This window comes from Streptomyces sp. NPDC055078, assembly GCF_053607985.1.
The window spans coordinates 1-2,490 of sequence record NZ_JBSGUP010000917.1 but is presented as its reverse complement, the minus strand read 5'-3'; the positions used below and the strand labels follow the sequence as shown (position 1 = coordinate 2,490).

2 protein-coding genes are annotated in these 2,490 nt (G+C 74.9%); both read right to left on the bottom strand.

The features are described from left to right. Nucleotides 1-179 precede the first annotated feature (179 nt). A complete protein-coding gene (locus ACWF94_RS38555) occupies nt 180-1,211 on the bottom strand; it encodes a LacI family DNA-binding transcriptional regulator (protein WP_453499647.1) in 1,032 nt (343 codons plus the stop codon). Between the two features lie 275 nt (nt 1,212-1,486). After that, a partial coding sequence (locus tag ACWF94_RS38550) for a LuxR C-terminal-related transcriptional regulator (protein WP_453499645.1) occupies nt 1,487-2,490 on the bottom strand: 1,004 nt, incomplete at its 5' end.

The following is a 2,490-nucleotide window of genomic DNA, read 5'->3' as shown; positions in this document are numbered from 1 at the left end:
GGGCGGGGCAGCGCGATGACCCGGCTCGGTGACGGCGCACCTCCTTCTCGGGAGGGCCCGCCCCGCTCGGACGCCTTCGTCAGCCACTCGTCCCGGCGGCCCGGTCAGCCACTCGTCCCGGCGGCCCGCTCAGCCACTCATCCCGGCGGCCCGCTCGGCCACTCGTCCCGGCGGCCCGGTCAGGACAGTGCGGGGGCGACCTCCGACGCCGCCCCCGTCGACCCCCGCCGCAGCAGCCGTGCGGCGACCGTGACCGACGCGACCTGGCCGGGGTCCTCGATCGCCCGCAGCAGCAGGTCGATGGCGTCCCGCCCGATCCGCCCCGGGTCGAGGTCCACCGCCGTGATCGGGGGCCTGGCGTGCCGGGCGGCCTCGCTGTCGCTGAGCGAGGCGATCTGCAGATCCTCCGGAACGCGGAGACCCAGGGTCTGCGCCGCCAGGTTCGTTCCCAGGGCGAGAGAGTCCACGGTCGTGAACACCGCGTCGGGACGCGACGGCCGGGACAGGAACTCACGGGCCGCGGCATAGCCCGCGCCCTCGGTCAGCCCGCCCTGCTCCGCCGCGACCACCAGCGGCTCCGTCCCCGCCTCCCGGCACCAGGCCCGGTATCCGTCGATACAGTCCCGTACGTACGACGAGTCCGGCTCGCTCGCCAGCAGTGCGGGACATCCGGCGCCGGAGGCCCGCATATGGTCCAGCGCTTCCCGCACCGCCCGCGCATGGTCGTTGTCCACATGCGGGCGGCCCGGATTCTCCAGGTCACGGCCGACGGTGACGACCGGCTTGCCCTCGCTGTCCGCCAGCCGGAGCAGCGGATCCTGCGGCCGGGGGTCGACCACGATGGCGCCGTCGAACTCCACCGGCACCTTCGGCTCCCCATCGGTGACCGGTGCCAGCACCAGCGCCCAGCCCCGGCTCAGCGCGGCCCCCGAGGCCGCACTCATCAGCTGGACGAAGAACTCGATGTCCACCGCCGACCCCGGGGTGGACGCCGGGACCGATACCGACAGCATCAGGATCCCCGACCGGCCCTTCGCCAGACTCCGGGCCGTACGGTGCGGCTGGTACCCCAGTCGTTCCGCGACCTCGCGCACCCGCTTCCGGGTGACCTCCGGCAACCGCCCTCGGTCGTTGAGCGCGTCGGACACGGTCGTCAGCGACACCCCGGCCGCGGCGGCCACATCCTTCATGCCTACTCTCGCGTTGCCCATAACGAAACGATTGTACGCATGCACAACCCCTCAGCAGAAGCGCTTCTGTTACCGGGGGCGAGAACCGGCCACTGACGCCTCGCCGCCGCGCCGCTACCGCACTTGCCGGATGGACCCGGACGGACCCGGACGGACCCGGATGGCCCGGATGGCCCGGATGACACCGGTGGACCCCACCGTCCTCATCACCCGGCTCCGCGACGCGGTAGCGCGAGCCAACGGGATCGGGCGGACGGCTCAGTCGGCGGCCCCGGTGCCGGTGCCGCGTCCCCGCGCTACCCGTCGGCCAGCGCCCGCTTCAGCTCACTCCGCCGCCGGATGCCCAGCTTCTTGTAGGTGCTGGTCAGATGCGTCTCCACGGTCCGCCGGGCGAGGTACAGGAAGGCGGCGATCTCGGTGTTGGTGCGGCCGTCGGCGGCGAGCCGGGCGATGCGGCGCTCGCTGTCGGTGAGGGAGCCGGAGCCGGTGCGGGCGACGGCGGTGCGGCGGGCGCCGCTCTCGCGCAGGGCCTGTTCGGCGAGCGCCGACAGCCGCAGTGCCCCCAGGCGTTCGGCGCGTTCGGCCGCCTCGCGCAGGCAGTTGCGGGCCCGGGAGCGCTCCTCTGCGCCGTTCCCGGCCGAGGTCAGCTGCCGGCCCTGGGCGATGAGCGCGGACACCAGCTCCCACTCCGTGGCGGCGGGCGCGTTCCGCAGCAGTCGTACGGCCTCCTCCGTCAGCTCCAGCCCCCGCCGGCCGCCGGTCACCGTGCCGAGGACGCGCAGGGCGCGGCCCACCGTGCGGGGCGTGTCCCACACCCGGGCCAGGCGCAGTTCCTCCTCGGCCAGCACGAGCGCCCCCTCGGGGCTGCCGAGGGCGAGCCGGCACTCGGCGGCGGCCGAGCGCCACGGGGTGACCACCGGGCTCAGCACATCGCGGGCCGCCTGGCGCCTGCCGCACTCCAGGAAGTCGTGCAGCGCCCCGGTCGCGTCCCCCGCCGCCGCACGCTGCACACCCCGCGCGTACAGGAACCGGTTCAGCTCCCAGGAGTCGGGGGCCGCCCCCAGGTCGAAGCCGTCCGCGAGCCGCCCGGCCTCGGCGGAACGGCAGGTTTCCACGAGGGCGATCAGGGTGTGGGCATGCGCATAGGAGGGCCCGGTGTGCGCGCCGCCGGGCGGCTCGTCCGACAGCCGCGTGTACTGGCCCCGCGCCGCCGCGATATCGGCCCGTACGTTGAGCAGCGCCTCGTGCGTCGGGTGCAGCAGGTCGGGCCGCTGACCGGCCAGGCCGCGCTCCACGAGCC

Coding starts and splice junctions, on each gene's coding strand:
- ACWF94_RS38555 (WP_453499647.1), bottom strand. CDS start 1,211: ATGGGCAACGCGAGAGTAGGCATGAAGGATGTGGCCGCCGCGGCCGGG.